The following is a 13615-nucleotide window of genomic DNA, read 5'->3' as shown; positions in this document are numbered from 1 at the left end:
CATGTTTTTATCTGGGAATATGTAGCAAACAGTAGCATCAATGAGATGCCACGCATAAAAAACCAATATTATCCGCGAGATCTCCGCACTTTACCGATATCAACCTAAAATAAAAACTGAACATCTACGCCATTACTTGGCAATTTTGTGCCTGAGCTGGCCCAAAGGAGCAACCTGATTATGAACCATCAGCCATTTGTCCCACCCGACGAGATTCGCGCCAGATTCTCCAGTGCAATGTCGGATATGTATCAGGTTGAAGTTCCGTTGTACGGGGCTTTATTACAACTCGTCGCCGAAACAAATAGCCAAACTATGGAGCAACAACCAGAACTGAGCCGCCATTTACGTCAAACCGGTGAAATTGAAAGGTTAAATCTGGAACGACATGGCGCAATCCGGGTGGGAACCGCCGCCGAGCTTGCAACCTTGCGCCGTTTGTTTGCTGTTATGGGTATGTTTCCAGTTGGCTATTATGACTTGGCCCCCGCAGGGGTTCCCGTTCACTCTACAGCATTTCGTGCTGTGCATGAGGCTTCACTACAAACCAGTCCATTCAGAATTTTTACTTCTTTACTGCGTTTAGAATTGATTGAACAACCGCAATTACGGCAACGGGCTGCGGATATTCTTGCTAAAAGAAACATTTTCACACCCCGTGCTATTGAATTGATTGTTAAGCATGAAACCGCCGGGGGGCTGAGCAACCAGGAGGCAGATGATTTTATTATTCAGTCACTGGAAACATTTCGCTGGCATAATCAGTCAACTGTCAGTGCAGAGGTTTATCAGCAACTACATGATCAGCATAGATTAATTGCAGATGTCGTTGCTTTTAAGGGGCCACATATTAATCACTTGACCCCAAGAACACTGAATATAGACGCAGTGCAAGTTGCCATGCCAAAGCACAATATTACCCCTAAAGCGGTAATCGAGGGCCCGCCCCCACGCCATTGCCCAATACTGCTGCGACAAACCAGTTTCAAAGCCTTGGAGGAAAAAGTCGCGTTCGTATCATCTGATGGCAAAATTGTTCAAGGGCAGCACACGGCTCGTTTTGGTGAAATAGAACAGCGCGGTGCGGCGCTGACGGCGAAAGGTCGCCATCTCTATGACCGTTTGCTGCAAGCGGCACAAGATCAACTGCATGTTCCGGCGGATGAGAAAAATGCGGCGCAATATATGGCTATTCTTAGCGAGCAGTTTAGCCAATTTCCGGATGATTATTCGACAATGCGGGCTGATAAACTTGCTTTTTTCCGCTATTTCCCGACAGAGAAAAGCCTTAAAGCCTCAGTAGACCTAATGCAAGATTTAACCTTAGATGAGTTAATTGATGCCGGATTCATCCAATTCGAGCCTTTGGTTTATGAAGATTTTCTGCCCGTCAGTGCTGCAGGTATTTTCCAGTCAAATTTAGGCAATAAAGGAAAAAGTCATTTTACGGGGCATTCTAGCAAGCAGAATTTCCAACACGACTTAGGGGCTGAAGTTATCGATGAACTGCAATTATATGAAGAAACTCAGCAACGTTCGCTCACCGCATGCGCAGCAGCCCTGAAGCTCGCATCCCTGAGTCTCTAAATGAGATTACGCAGAACGGCGGGATAGTACCTGGATCTTCAGCAGTAATTGTTCAGCTTGATCAGGAGGTAACTGTGCATCTACCGGCAAATACCACCAGTTGGGCTGAGCAAAAGCTCGACATTTAACAGCATCTTTTTCAGTCATCAGCAAAATTTGTGGCCCGGAAGTCAGCAAACTAAGTTGGACTAATGAATAATCCTGATGATCAGCGAAGGCATATTCCTTTTTGGGAGCAATACCAAGCAGATCCAATGTAGCGAAAAAACGTGGGGGATGGCCAATACCGGCCATCGCAACAACATGCTGTAGTTGCTGTGCTGGACAACGTTCCCCCGTCGCTAAATTGACAGCTTCCCGTGCAACCAGTTGCATCGGTATCTCGCCAGTTGCAGCGGCACCACCATTGGTTATTACTGCATCGACTGAGCGCAATCGTCCAGCTCGTTCGCGCATCGGGCCAGCCGGTAACCACCAGCCATTGCCAAAGCGTCGCACCCCGTCAACTACCACCAGCTCAAAATCTCGCTGTAACGCATAATGCTGTAAACCATCATCGGTGATAATGAAATCCAGATCATGAGATTTCAGTAATGCTTTGACTGCATCAGAACGCTTTGGCGAGACAGCAACTGGGGCAGCGGTACGCTGATAAATCAGAACTGGCTCATCGCCAGCTTGAGATGTTGTGGTGCTGTTCGAGAGCAGTAATGGATACACCTTTGACTTACCACCGTAACCACGGGATACAACTCCAACGCGATAACCCCGCTGTTTAAGCTGTTCCACCAACCAAATAACTACCGGCGTTTTGCCATTGCCGCCCGCAGTTAGGTTACCCACAATGATAACAGGCACGGGGGCGCGCCACGCTGAGCGCAGCCCTAGAGTATAACTAATGCGGATAAGCCAAGTGATGGCACCATATAGCCAGGACAGCGGTAGCAGGAGCAAATATAGCCAAGACTTTCCCGACCAGATACGCTCAATCATTGGCCAAACTGCATACGGTTAAGCTGAGCATAAACGCCCTTTTTCGCTAGCAATTCAGCATGCATACCGCGTTCCACAATGCGCCCGTCCTCAATAACCAGGATCTCATCGGCTTTTTCAATCGTCGACAAGCGGTGGGCGATGACCAGTGAAGTCCGGTTTTTCTGCAACTCATCCAATGCGGCTTGAATTGCTCGCTCAGATTCAGTATCCAGCGCCGAAGTAGCTTCATCCAAAATCAATATTGGGCAATCCCGTAACAACGCTCGCGCAATCGCAATACGCTGGCGCTGGCCACCGGAGAGCATGACACCATTTTCACCAATAACAGTGTCCAAGCCATTTTCCATTTTATTGATAAAGTCCATCGCATAAGCCATGCGGGCAGCTTCTTCAATTTCAGCACGGCTGTACTGCTCATCACGGGCATAAGCAATGTTATTAGCAACCGTATCATTGAACAGATGAACATTTTGCGACACCAGTGCTACCTGGTTGCGTAATGCCCCTAATCGGTAATCACGTAAATCATGACCATCCAACAATATACTGCCCTCGCTGACATCATAGAAGCGAGTCATTAAATTGGCGATAGTTGACTTACCCGAGCCTGAGCGCCCCACTAATGCAACCGTTTTACCGGCTTCAATATGCATATTGATGTCATTCAGTGCTGGAGTATCTTTGCCTGGATAGTAGAACGTCACATGGCGAAATTCTATTTCGCCTTTAGCACGATCAACTTCCAGTTTACCCTCGTCTTTTTCCTGCTCCATATCCAGAATGGTGAACAATGTCTGACATGCGGCCATCCCACGTTGGAATTGAGCATTCACATTGGTCAGTGACTTCAACGGACGCATCAGCGCAATCATGGCTGAGAACACCACGGTAATAGTACCGGCGGTCAGCGTTTCCATCACACTTGGGAAGCTTGCGGCATACAATACAAATGCCAGAGCAAAAGAGGCAATCAACTGAATGATAGGGTCTGAAATGGAAGACGCAGAAACCAGTTTCATCCCTTGCTGACGCATACGGTTACTCACCGCTTCAAAGCGCTCGGTTTCAACTTTTTGACCGCCGAAGATCAAGACTTCTTTATGCCCTTTCAGCATTTGCTCTGCACTGGTGGTGACTTCTCCCATAGTGCTTTGCATATTTTTGCTGATATTACGAAAACGCTTAGAAACCAGTCTAATAGAAACCGACACGATTGGTGCAATGACGATTAAAATCAGCGACAACTGCCAGCTGTAATAAAACATCATAATAAACAAGCCAATAATAGACGCGCCTTCTCGCACGACTGTGACCAGTGCGCCAGAAGAAGATGCAGCTACCTGCTCGGAATCATAAGTAATACGCGATAACAGCGTACCAGTTGATTGCTGGTCAAAAAAGGAAACCGGCATCCCCATCATATGGCTGAATAAGCGGCGACGGATATGCATCACCACTTTGCCAGATACCCATGATATGCAATAGCTAGAAACAAAACCGGTGATGCCACGAACCACCATCAAGCCAATAACAGCCAGAGGCATCCATTTTAATATTGAGCTGTTAGCCTTACCAAAACCATCATCGAGCAAGGGTTTCAGTAACGACAGCATAAATGTGTCACTGGCAGCATTAAGGATTAATGCTATCGCCGCAACAACGAGACCGGTCTTATAAGGAGAGATCAATGGCCAGAGGCGACGAAACGTCTGCCAAGTGGATAGATCTTTATCATTCATCATGCAAATACCAGCACCAGAAGAAATAGCGGCCCATTCTACTCATTATGGCCTCCAACGCCAAATTGCTGGTGATACCAGCGAGGCATTAATTGTTCCCTATAACCATTAATTTGCCAACCATCGCTGTAAAAATAAACACTTAGCTGCCCAGACACCGATGTATCACGCCAAATAATGTTATTTTTTTGATAGCGCTGTGTCACTTTTCTCGCCGGAAGATGCCATTGGTTATAGCGTGCAACAGAAGCAAAAGCCAATTCCGGATTTACAGCTCGCAGAAAAGGTGGTGTTGAAGATGTATTACTCCCATGATGAGGAACTTGTAGCAATGTTGAGGCTAATTTAGCTCGCAAACTTTTAATCAACGCTTTTTCACCTCGCATCTCAAGATCACCAGTCAATAATAAACTGTGTTTTCCATCATCAATACGGATAACACAAGAATCGTCATTTTGAGCATTAATAATCTGCTCACGAGGCCATAAAACTTCGAAGTTCAAACCATGCCATTGCCACACCAAGCCTTGCTTACAAGGCAAAGCATTTTCATCGTCTTTTAAGGGAAAAGATGCACGAATCGTAGCCATAGGAAAAGCGGCCTGAATTTCAGCTAACCCTCCGGTATGATCCTGGTGATCATGGCTGAGAATAATTTGCTCAATAGTAATACCCCGCCAGCGTAAATAGGGCAAAATCACCTTGGACGCCATGCTGCCGGTTCCCCAGCGATTACCGGTATCAAAGATAATTGCCTTCCCCTCTCGTTCAATTACCACCGCCAGGCCATGTCCGATATCCAGCATATCAACACGCCATTGATATTCATCACGACGCTGGGTGAATAATACTAAATTCACACAAAGCACCATGACCCCGATGGAGTAGTTGCGCCACCATGCAAAGCGCCAGATAAGCATAGCCAGCCAACCACTAAACCCGATAGCAACTGATGCCGAGCCAGTATAAAGCCAACCTATTCTCATTGGATTCAGCGGCAATAACACCGCAGTTAACGATAGATCAGCCAACGACCAGAACACCCCAGCAACCGAGGGAAGTAGTGTGAAAATTAGCGCTAGCAAGATACAAGGGACAGTGATTAGAGAGACAAGAGGTACTGCCCACAGATTTGCAGGTATCGAAAATAAACTCATACCATGAAGCAAAACTATTTGCAGTGGCATCAGCAGTAGCATCATACCTAATTGTAAATGAAGACCACGAATAGCTAGCCCCTGCCAACCTATTCTAAAACGCGGTGCAAGCGGGACCCAGTAAAACCAGCATATCAAACTAAATACCGCCAGACAGGAGAGCCAGAAACTGTCCGAAAGGATCGCGAGAGGATCGCAAAGCAAAATTAGCGCTAATGCCCATAGCCATATTTGCCATGCACTACAGGAGACACTAAATAGCCTAAGTAGCAACAATAATGTTAATGCCGTCACAGCTCTAACTGCCGGTGGATTCGCCCCCGCTAGCCAAGCGTAAATGACTGCAATAAGCCAACTGGCGATTAACGGAAATAGAGGCCCAACACAGCTGGCGGGAAGTAAAAACTGAACCCCACGAGCCAATATTCCGCCAAATAACGCCGCCATAGCTATGTGTAAACCTGAAATTGCCATCAGATGGGCCGTCCCGGTATCACGCAACAGCGCCCAATACCGCGGATCCAGTTGGCTTCTTTCACCAAAAGCCAATGCTAGCAAGATATGCCGCTGACTATAGGGTTCAAGTTGTTGTTCAGCGATACGGATAGTTTGCTGGCGAGCATTACAGGACGCATCCAGTAATTCAGCTCGAATAATTCGCCCCTGCAATGGGCGACGGTTTGCTATAGCCCAGCGCTGGCTATCAAAGCTACCTTCATTGAGTAAACTATGCACCCCTCGCATTCGTAACCAAAGCTTCCATTGCTGCCCGGCGCAGTAATTTAGGCCCTTTTGCCATGTTACAGTAACCTTTATCGTCGGGAATACCCTCTTCCCATTGACCTGTTGGATATCTAATAAAACCCTATTACCTTCCACCCATGCCAAGTGTGAGGTATTTATTGTGGCGACGACTTGCTGTTCTCTGTGGGTGAGTTGATCAATCTGCATCAACAGGTTATCCCCCTGCCAGCATCCCCATATAAAGCTCACCAGAGCCAATGTCAGCCACTGACAATAGACATTGCCGCTAACCCATAGCAGAGCTCCCACTATCAGCAATATGCTAATAATCCTAACTCCAGGCAGCTGAGGAAGCACAATAAGGGGCAAAAGTCCGGTAATAACAGCGAGTGCTGCATGATCAATTGATAAAGTGATAAACAACCGTCCGTTTTATGACTCTCGAATAGCCTCATTGCCATCCGTTCACCCTATGGGTAACAAGCTGATTTTCGCAATGGAAGGGTTATAGAGCCAGTGTCAATGACAGGAGTTCCGAGCAGGTTCGCTAACAGTTTTAGCTTGTTACAGCATCAGCAGTAGAAATGCGGGATGTATCTAAAATAAGCGAGAACGTGCGGGAGTATTATTGAGGAGAGAGTTTTTTTATAACGAATAGCTTAGAAGGGATAAAGAATGAAACGCCAAAATAAAAACGGTGCCCTCAAAGGCACCGTTTCGTATCAGCTTTATATAATAACGCGATTAGTTGTAAACAACTTAACCGTAGATATTCGCACGATCACGTAACTCTTTACCTGGCTTAAAGTGTGGAACGTACTTACCTTCCAACTCAACTTTAGCGCCGGTCTTTGGATTACGGCCAACACGCGGAGCACGGTAGTGAAGAGAAAAACTGCCAAATCCGCGGATCTCAATGCGCTCACCTTCAGCTAGTGTTCCAGCCATATGTTCAAGCATTTCTTTCACTGCATCCTCAACGACTTTAGTCGGTACGTGAGATTGCTGGCCAGCAAGTCTTTCAATAAGTTCAGACTTGGTCATATTACCTCCAAGCTTTGCAGCTAAACTACCGTATAGGGGCGGACAAAACCGCCCCCGTTATTATTACTCGCCTTTTGCAGCTTTGAACGCTTCTGCCATTGCGCTAGAGAAGTTACCTTCTTCTGGCTTGTTGTTAACTGTAGCAATAGCATCTTTCTCATCAGCTTCGTCTTTAGCACGAACAGACAGGCTGATTACGCGGTTCTTGCGGTCAACGCCAGTATATTTGGCTTCGACTTCATCACCAACGTTCAGAACCAGCGTCGCATCTTCAACGCGGTCGCGAGTTGCTTCGGAAGCACGCAGATAACCTTCTACGCCGCCTGCCAATTCAACTGTAGCACCTTTAGCGTCAACTGCAGTTACTTTACCAGTAACAATAGCACCTTTCTTGTTAACAGACAGGTAGTTATTGAACGGGTCTTCTGCAAGTTGTTTCACGCCCAGGGAGATGCGCTCACGTTCTGCGTCAACTTGCAGAACCACAGCTGCGATTTCGTCGCCTTTCTTATATTCACGAACTGCTTCTTCGCCTGCAACGTTCCAGGAGATGTCAGACAGGTGAACCAGGCCGTCGATGCCGCCGTCCAGGCCGATGAAGATACCGAAGTCAGTGATAGACTTGATTTTACCTTCAACGCGGTCGTTTTTGTTGTGGGTTTCTGCAAACAGCTGCCATGGGTTAGATTTGCACTGTTTCAGGCCCAGAGAAATACGACGACGTTCTTCATCGATGTCCAGAACCATAACTTCCACTACGTCGCCAACGTTAACAACTTTAGACGGGTGAATGTTTTTGTTGGTCCAATCCATTTCTGAAACGTGTACCAGACCTTCAACGCCTTCTTCGATTTCTACGAAGCAGCCGTAATCAGTCAGGTTAGTTACACGACCAGTCAGCTTGGTGCTTTCTGGGTAACGTTTAGCGATAGCAACCCATGGATCTTCGCCCAGCTGTTTCAAGCCAAGGGATACACGAGTACGTTCGCGGTCGAATTTCAGAACTTTAACAGTGATTTCGTCGCCCACATTGACGATTTCGCTTGGATGTTTAACACGTTTCCAAGCCATGTCAGTAATGTGCAGCAAGCCATCAACGCCACCCAGATCAACGAATGCACCGTAGTCAGTCAGGTTCTTAACGATACCCTTAACTTCCATGCCTTCTTGCAGGTTTTCCAGCAATTGATCACGCTCAGCGCTGTTCTCAGATTCGATAACTGCACGACGAGAAACAACCACGTTGTTGCGTTTCTGATCCAGCTTGATGACTTTGAACTCAAGCTCTTTGCCTTCCAGATGCAGAGTATCGCGAACTGGACGCACATCAACCAGAGAACCAGGCAGGAACGCACGGATACCGTTCAGTTCGACTGTAAAGCCGCCCTTCACTTTGCCGTTGATCACACCAGTAACGGTTGCAGCTTCTTCGTAAGCCTTTTCCAGCATCAGCCATGCTTCGTGACGCTTAGCTTTCTCACGGGACAGCAGAGTTTCACCGAAGCCGTCTTCAACAGCGTCCAGTGCAACGTCAACTTCGTCGCCGACTTGAATTTCCAGTTCGCCTTGCGCGTTCTTGAACTGTTCTGCTGGAATTGCTGACTCAGATTTCAGACCGGCGTCAACCAGTACGATATCTTTATCGATAGAAACAACAACACCACGGACGATAGAGCCCGGACGTGTTTCAATTGTTTTCAGGGATTCTTCAAAGAGTTGAGCAAAAGATTCTGTCATGTTTATAATCTTCAGGATTCTTAAGTTTAACGTCCATCTAGCATCCCGCCGGATGGGGTTGTTTCACATGCCTCGCCACACATCCTTGCAGCAAGGTTAAAGTGCTCATCAAAAATAATTTTATTTAAAAAATAAATCGTTGAGAGCTCAGAACTGACCGCATTGTCGTTATTTTTTTAACGGCAATGCCAGAATTCGTTGGGCATAAGCCAGCGCCTGTTCGATCACCTGCTCGATGGACATACTGGTTGAATCCAGTACCAACGCATCTGTAGCAGGGACTAAAGGTGCAATAGCCCGATTACGATCGCGATCATCTCGCTCCTGTATCTCGGACAAAAGACGTTCAAAGTTAACATTAAACCCCTTTTCCTGCAACTGTAGCATACGTCTGTGTGCACGTTCTTGCGAACTTGCATCAAGAAATATTTTCACCGGCGCGTCTGGAAACACTACGGTTCCCATATCACGACCATCAGCAATCAGACCGGGCGGTTCACGGAAAGCGCGCTGGCGGCGCAAAAGTGCTTCACGCACCCGAGGAAACGCTGCCGCCTGAGATGCCGTATTCCCCACCGTTTCGGTGCGGATCTCATTACTGACGTCCTCACCTTCTAAAATCACTTTTAACTGCCCATTCTGTGAAACAAAACGAACATCGAGATGTGCGGCAAGTGGAACTAATGCCTCTTCGGTGCTGATATCAACTTGATGATGCAGCGCAGCCAAAGCTAAAACACGGTAAATCGCACCAGAATCCAGCAAACGCCAGTCCAACGATTCAGCCAATGCTTTGCAAAGCGTACCTTTACCTGCACCACTTGGTCCATCAACGGTTATCACCGGGGCTGACGCCGTCATTTCTCTCTCCTTTCGGTAGGCAAAACCTCTTGTCCACCCAGCAGGGCAAACACAGGAGCCGTATTATACGCTGCATCGGAGTGAACTGTTACCCTGCGGTGTTTAGTTGCTGAAAATAAAACCATCGGCGGTAGCAGAAGTGTAGAAGAGATGGGAAAGATAGACAGGAAATATTTATTTTCTAACCGATATGCCCCATAAGAAAGGGGTGCCGAGCGACACCCATCTTAAGCGGCTGATTAAGCCATCCGGCTCAATCGGGCCAGTTGTTCAAAGTAGTCAGGGAATGTTTTCGCGGTACATTTGGGATCAAGGATAGTGACCGGCGTGTCAGATAAAGCCACCAGCGAGAAACACATTGCCATACGGTGGTCATTATAAGTCTCTATTTCGGCTGCGATTAGCTGCGCAGGCGGCACTACCCGAATGTAGTCTTGCCCCTCTTCCACTTCCGCGCCCACTTTTCTCAACTCTGTTGCCATCGCAGATAAGCGGTCGGTTTCCTTCACTCGCCAGTTATAGATATTACGAATAACCGTCGGGCCGTCGGCAAACAGGGCGGTAGTTGCAATGGTCATCGCAGCATCAGGAATATGATTCATATCCAAATCGATACCCTGTAATTCACCACGGCTGCACTCGATATAATCATCACCCCAACTGATTTTAGCGCCCATTTTCTCCAGTACATCAGCAAATTTGGTATCACCTTGCACACTTTTTTTGCCGATACCCGTTACGCGTACTGTTCCACCTTTGATAGCAGCAGCGGCGAGGAAATAAGATGCAGAAGATGCATCACCTTCAACCAGATAGGTACCTGGTGAGCGGTAAATCTGCCCGCCTTTAATATGAAAAATCTGATAATTTTCATGAACGACATCCACACCGAAGGCTTTCATCAGATGCAACGTAATGTCGATATAAGGCTTAGACACCAACTCCCCTTGGATCTGAATTTCAGTATCTTGTTCAGCTAAGGGAGCAGTCATCAAAAGTGCCGTGAGGAATTGGCTGGAAACACTGCCATCTACGGTTAGTTTACCGCCGCGAAAGCCCCCGTTTATGCGCAACGGCGGATAGTTTTCTTGCTCCAGATAATCAATCTGTGCTCCGCCCTGGCGCAATGCATCAACCAAATGACCAATTGGCCGTTCTTTCATGCGTGGTTCGCCGGTCAATACAATGTCATTTTTCCCCAGGCACAGTGCCGCAGCCAATGGGCGCATGGCCGTGCCTGCATTACCCAAAAACAATTCTAATGGCTGTTCAGCAACCAACTTACCGCCCAATCCATCAACCTCACAGCGGGTACGATCAGCAGACAGGCGATATTTCACCCCCAATGCCTGTAGAGCATTGAGCATATGGCGAATGTCATCACTGTCTAACAAGTTATTCAGCTGAGTTGTCCCCTCGGCCAGCGCTGCCAGAAGAAGTGCACGGTTAGAAACACTTTTAGAACCGGGTAAATTAACGGTGCCATTAATCAGGGCAATGGGGTGTAAAGTCAGGGATTCCAGCATGGGAAAAGCACTCTCCAGTCTTTTATGAGCAACAGCCCCGCACAGGACGGGGCTGTTGTTATTCCAAATAAATACATTTAAATCATTATGATAAATAAAGCTGAACAGATAGATATCTACTCAGAGCAATCAACCGTGGCGACGCTCAAAGTCAGCCATAAAATCGGTTAATGCTTTTACGCCTTCAATTGGCATCGCGTTATAGATAGAGGCACGCATTCCCCCGGCAACACGGTGGCCTTTTAAGGCTTGCAGACCTTGGGCCTCTGCTTCACTCAAGAACAATTTGTCCAGTGAAGGATCAATCATTTGGAACGGTACATTCATCCAGGAACGATTCGCGGTCGCGACCTGATTGCGATAGAAATCAGTGCGGTCTATGGCGCCATACAGCAATTCAGCTTTCGCCTGATTACGTTTCTCCATTTCGCCTAAACCGCCCTGCTCTTTCAGCCATTTAAATACCAAGCCGGACAGATACCAGGCGAAAGTCGGCGGCGTGTTGAACATAGAGTCGTTTTCTGCCAAAACCTTATAATCAAGGATAGATGGCAGCTCAGTGCGCGCTTTACCAAGCAAGTCTTCACGCACGATAACCACTGTCAGACCGGCTGGGCCGATATTCTTTTGGGCACCGGCATAAATGACACCATAACGGCTGACATCAATCGGGCGAGAGAGAATGGATGAGGAGTAATCGGCAACCACAACTTTGTTACCAAAGTCAGGTGCTTCGTTGATAGCCAGTCCGTCAATGGTTTCATTCGGGCAATAATGCACATAGGCGGCATTATCACTCAATTTCCATTGTTTCATCGGAGCAATGCCTGTCACGCCGTTATCATGCGTCGTCACATCAATCACATTCGGCGTGCAATATTTCTGAGCTTCTTTGACCGCACTGTGTGCCCAATAGCCCCCGTCGATGTAATCAGCGCTGCGGCTGTCACCCAGCAAGTTCAGTGGAACTGCGGCAAACTGCGCGCGTGCTCCGCCATGGCAAAATAACACTTTATAATTGGCGGGGATCTGCATCAGATCGCGCAGATCTTTTTCTGCCTCTTCAGCTACCTGCATAAATTCTTTACTGCGATGGCTGATCTCCATGACCGACGTACCCAGACCATGCCAGTTACGTAATTCCTGTTCCGCACGACGTAAAACTTCGACCGGCAGCATTGCAGGCCCTGCGCTAAAATTATAAACCTGTGTCATTTCCCCTCACCACACTCAACTGAGATTGCCATCGTTATAAATCCTCACTCGGTTTTATCATTCGACTCCGCCTGCTGCAACGGTTATTCGCCGGCAAGGGAGAAACACTTGACCGCTACAACAGCAGTCTGTGCGCTAAGCTGCCATTAATTTGAAGTTATTCACCAAAAGCAGTGCAATTATGACCTTGTTGCATGATAGATAACTTATTTTTCCCGTTGAAGACGCAATGCCTCGACCCAGTGGTGGTGACCACAGCGTTGACAAGTCGCACTGGAATTATTGGATAACGTAATAATCAGGCTACATTGACTACAGGCGTACTCACCCGGTTTTTCTATATTAACTAAGGGTTTAATACAACATTTAGGGAGTACAGGCAGGCCGGGCTTAACCTTATCTTTGCTAAAGAAAAAGACACTAATAGCGCCATTGACCTCCAGAATAGCCAGCCGCACTTGACCAAGATGTTCGACACCTTGCTGACGCAATTCCATAAAAAACTCGTCGTGCGTAATATTTTCCTGTTGCATGGTTTCCCAAACGAATATTCCATCACTGATAATGATGAGTGGCTTCCCTTCCATCCATTGCTGGATTTTTTCGCTGCGCGACATTAGAAAAGTGGATAAGCGATACAAAAACATAATACTGACAAATACCATGATCACCGGTAGCACCGGCACATCTTCATAAAAAGTGACATCACCGGCGGCTGAGCCAAGAGTCAGAATGATAACCACTTCAAATAGCGACATCTGCCGCACACCACGGCGACCACTCAGTTTGAGAAATAAAAAGACCAATACAAAGGTGAATAAACACCGGATACCCACCTCAGCTAAAAATTCGATAGGGAATTTATCCAGTGCCATCCGGTTGAAATCGAAAGTTTTCATTTATTGTTATCCTGCCATCTAAGAGAAACAAAGCATTGCCGTACTCCCATTAAAGGTAGCGGGTTGATGGAGTTAGCATTTTTATTTCAGATTACAGGTAATAAATAGAT

At 47.1% G+C, this 13615-nt stretch carries 10 protein-coding genes; 1 reads left to right on the top strand and 9 read right to left on the bottom strand.

Annotation, left to right across the window (positions count from 1 at the left end; genetic code table 11):
- Positions 1 to 180: 180 nt before the first annotated feature.
- Complete coding sequence (locus tag ACF3VQ_RS07840) at positions 181 to 1587, top strand: VOC family protein (RefSeq protein ID WP_392434490.1); 1407 nt, start codon at positions 181 to 183, stop codon at positions 1585 to 1587.
- A 6-nt stretch (positions 1588 to 1593) separates the two neighbouring features.
- Here ACF3VQ_RS07840 and lpxK read toward each other — a convergent pair whose 3' ends face one another.
- From lpxK to ACF3VQ_RS07795, 9 genes are all read right to left on the bottom strand, one after another.
- Positions 1594 to 2580, bottom strand: a complete 987-nt coding sequence (gene lpxK / locus ACF3VQ_RS07835; protein ID WP_392434488.1) for a tetraacyldisaccharide 4'-kinase — start codon at positions 2578 to 2580, stop codon at positions 1594 to 1596.
- The gene (msbA, locus tag ACF3VQ_RS07830; protein ID WP_392434485.1) at positions 2577 to 4325 is read right to left on the bottom strand and encodes a lipid A ABC transporter ATP-binding protein/permease MsbA; all 1749 of its coding nucleotides are present in this window, start codon (positions 4323 to 4325) and stop codon (positions 2577 to 2579) included. Before msbA ends, lpxK begins: the two co-directional genes overlap by 4 nt.
- A 35-nt stretch (positions 4326 to 4360) precedes the next feature.
- Complete coding sequence (locus tag ACF3VQ_RS07825; protein ID WP_392434482.1) at positions 4361 to 6646, bottom strand: ComEC family protein; 2286 nt, start codon at positions 6644 to 6646, stop codon at positions 4361 to 4363.
- Between the two features lie 336 nt (positions 6647 to 6982).
- A complete protein-coding gene (ihfB, locus tag ACF3VQ_RS07820) occupies positions 6983 to 7267 on the bottom strand; it encodes an integration host factor subunit beta (protein WP_005159907.1) in 285 nt (94 codons plus the stop codon).
- Between the two features lie 63 nt (positions 7268 to 7330).
- On the bottom strand, positions 7331 to 9004 hold the full coding sequence (rpsA, locus tag ACF3VQ_RS07815) for a 30S ribosomal protein S1 (protein WP_004391091.1): 1674 nt from the start codon (positions 9002 to 9004) through the stop codon (positions 7331 to 7333).
- A gap of 168 nt (positions 9005 to 9172) precedes the next feature.
- Positions 9173 to 9865: a (d)CMP kinase gene (gene cmk / locus ACF3VQ_RS07810; protein WP_005159905.1), complete on the bottom strand. Its 693-nt coding sequence runs from the start codon at positions 9863 to 9865 to the stop codon at positions 9173 to 9175.
- A 239-nt stretch (positions 9866 to 10104) separates the two neighbouring features.
- Positions 10105 to 11391: a 3-phosphoshikimate 1-carboxyvinyltransferase gene (aroA, locus tag ACF3VQ_RS07805; protein ID WP_392434478.1), complete on the bottom strand. Its 1287-nt coding sequence runs from the start codon at positions 11389 to 11391 to the stop codon at positions 10105 to 10107.
- Between the two features lie 129 nt (positions 11392 to 11520).
- A complete protein-coding gene (gene serC / locus ACF3VQ_RS07800; protein WP_392434476.1) occupies positions 11521 to 12606 on the bottom strand; it encodes a 3-phosphoserine/phosphohydroxythreonine transaminase in 1086 nt (361 codons plus the stop codon).
- A gap of 206 nt (positions 12607 to 12812) precedes the next feature.
- Complete coding sequence (locus ACF3VQ_RS07795) at positions 12813 to 13505, bottom strand: DUF421 domain-containing protein (RefSeq protein WP_392434473.1); 693 nt, start codon at positions 13503 to 13505, stop codon at positions 12813 to 12815.
- Positions 13506 to 13615: the final 110 nt, after the last annotated feature.

This window comes from Yersinia fenwicki, assembly GCF_043099325.1.
Lineage (GTDB): Bacteria > Pseudomonadota > Gammaproteobacteria > Enterobacterales > Enterobacteriaceae > Yersinia.
This window is presented reverse-complemented; position numbering and strand designations above follow the sequence as displayed.

Bases quoted from the DNA above. Each gene is read 5' to 3' on its own strand.
- ACF3VQ_RS07840 (WP_392434490.1), top strand. From the start codon at position 181: ATGAACCATCAGCCATTTGTCCCACCCGACGAGATTCGCGCCAGATTC.
- lpxK (WP_392434488.1), bottom strand. From the start codon at position 2,580: ATGATTGAGCGTATCTGGTCGGGAAAGTCTTGGCTATATTTGCTCCTG.
- msbA (WP_392434485.1), bottom strand. From the start codon at position 4,325: ATGATGAATGATAAAGATCTATCCACTTGGCAGACGTTTCGTCGCCTC.
- ihfB (WP_005159907.1), bottom strand. From the start codon at position 7,267: ATGACCAAGTCTGAACTTATTGAAAGACTTGCTGGCCAGCAATCTCAC.
- rpsA (WP_004391091.1), bottom strand. From the start codon at position 9,004: ATGACAGAATCTTTTGCTCAACTCTTTGAAGAATCCCTGAAAACAATT.
- cmk (WP_005159905.1), bottom strand. From the start codon at position 9,865: ATGACGGCGTCAGCCCCGGTGATAACCGTTGATGGACCAAGTGGTGCA.
- aroA (WP_392434478.1), bottom strand. From the start codon at position 11,391: ATGCTGGAATCCCTGACTTTACACCCCATTGCCCTGATTAATGGCACC.
- serC (WP_392434476.1), bottom strand. From the start codon at position 12,606: ATGACACAGGTTTATAATTTTAGCGCAGGGCCTGCAATGCTGCCGGTC.
- ACF3VQ_RS07795 (WP_392434473.1), bottom strand. From the start codon at position 13,505: ATGAAAACTTTCGATTTCAACCGGATGGCACTGGATAAATTCCCTATC.